Genomic DNA, 1,712 nt, shown 5'->3' on the forward strand with positions numbered 1-1,712 from the left:
CCCCCCGCCGACACGCTGCTGATCAACACGGCACGTCGGGCAGACCGGTTGCATTCGATGCCTGGAGCGAAGACCGACGGCAGCAGATCGCTGGAGAGCGCCTCTGGGTCAGTTCCAACTGTGGATCACTCGGTGTACCCGCCGGATGATCCGCGAGGTCTCGATCAGGCCCTCGCGCGGCGGATCCCCACGTCGCCAACGATCACTAAGGATCTGTCGGGACGCCGACACCGACTTGGCGCGGATCTTCCTGAGCAGCTCCGCCGCCGCACTGCCCGCCTTCGCCGGCTCGATGACATTCTCGGTGGCGGCGAGACCTACGATCTTTATCTCGCCGAGTACGAAGCCACGAGCGCCATCGTCCAGAACTCCAGCTACGACGAAGCCACGGGGCGGGCCCTGCTGTCCGTACTCGCCGAACAGGCCCAGCAGGCGGGTTGGGCGGCCTTTGACGCAGGTAACCACACCGAGGCCAGCCGTCTGTACAAGGAGTCGCATGAGCGCGCCGTCGCGGCTGGCGACNCGCCCTTGGCCGGCAATGCGTTGGCCTATCTTGCCTATCAATCCGGCCGAGATGATAGGCGTGCGGCGGTCGGGCTCGCCGTCAGATCATGCCAGGTCGCGGGCACCGACGCGCCCAGCGCGGTCAGAGCGCTGCTCTTCGAGCGTCTCGCCTGGGCCTANGCGATCATTGGCGACGTGCGCGAGACCGAACGAGCCCTCACGACCGCCGAGACGGCCGTTGCCGAGGACAGCGAGGAACCCCAACCGGACTGGGCCGCATGGGTCGACCACAACGAGATATCGATCATGACGGGGCGCTGCTGGGCCGAACTGCGGCGACCTCTTCGCGCTGTGCCCGTGCTGGAGAGAGTTCTGGACAACTTCGATGAGGTCCGCGCACGCGACAAGTCGCTTTACCTCACCTGGCTCGCCGACGCGTACCTTGCTGCCGACGAAGTTGAGCAAGCCGCGAGCGTCGCTGGCCGTGTATTGGATCTTTCCGCTGGCGTGGCATCGGTCCGACCTCGCCAGAGGATCAAGCCGGTTCTTCGTCACCTCGACCCNCACCGGGCGATCCCCCGAGTCCGGGAAACCCTGGATCAGGCGAAAGNGCTCGGGCTCGGCTAGGACTGGCCAGGCTCCGTCGTCTGGGCCACCCAGTCCAGATACGCCTTCGACCCCTCCAGGATCGGTACGGCGATAATTTCCGGATTACTCCATGGATGGTGAGCCAGCAAGTGCGCCTGAAGATCAGAATATCGGTCGGCGCGAGCCTTGAGGAGTAGTTGCCACTCCTCCCCGGACCCGAACTCGCCGTGATGCCAGAACACCGAGACCACCGGGCCGACGATCTGGGCACCCGCGGCGAGACGCGCTCGCACGGCGGACTGCGCCAGCGCCACGGCTGCCTCACGGGTCTCCGTCGCCGTCGACACCTGCACAAAGTCAGTCACATCGAAACAGCCTAGAGGGCCGCCCCGTACCCTGACACGCAGCTGGTCAGCTGGACGTCGCGAACGCTCTGCACCGTTCCTCNGCGACGCCATGAACGAGGGGGACAACGAAAAGCGCCATCCCGTCCTGTTCGATGCGTGACACGGCGGCTACCGTGAAACGGCCAGTTTGGAACGACAGGTGGCGGGTCCCGGACACGAGATCGTGTCCGGGACCGGAGAGGATGTGCGGCGTTGTCATGAGTAGGCCGAGCC

The 1,712-nt window shown here is 65.7% G+C and carries 1 protein-coding gene and 1 pseudogene; one reads left to right on the forward strand and one right to left on the reverse strand.

Going from position 1 to position 1,712, the window contains the following annotated elements; translation table 11 throughout:
- Positions 1 to 132: 132 nt before the first annotated feature.
- Positions 133 to 522, forward strand: a pseudogene (locus UK94_RS72445) (hypothetical protein); the annotation flags it as partial.
- Positions 523 to 1,127: 605 nt separating this feature from the next.
- On the opposite strand, the gene cutA reads toward UK94_RS72445, so the two are convergent.
- A complete protein-coding gene (gene cutA / locus UK94_RS31755; RefSeq protein ID WP_200912964.1) occupies positions 1,128 to 1,457 on the reverse strand; it encodes a divalent-cation tolerance protein CutA in 330 nt (109 codons plus the stop codon).
- Positions 1,458 to 1,712 lie beyond the last annotated feature (255 nt).

The organism is Frankia sp. AvcI1 (assembly GCF_001420875.1).
Taxonomy (GTDB): Bacteria; Actinomycetota; Actinomycetes; order Frankiales; family Frankiaceae; genus Frankia; species Frankia alni.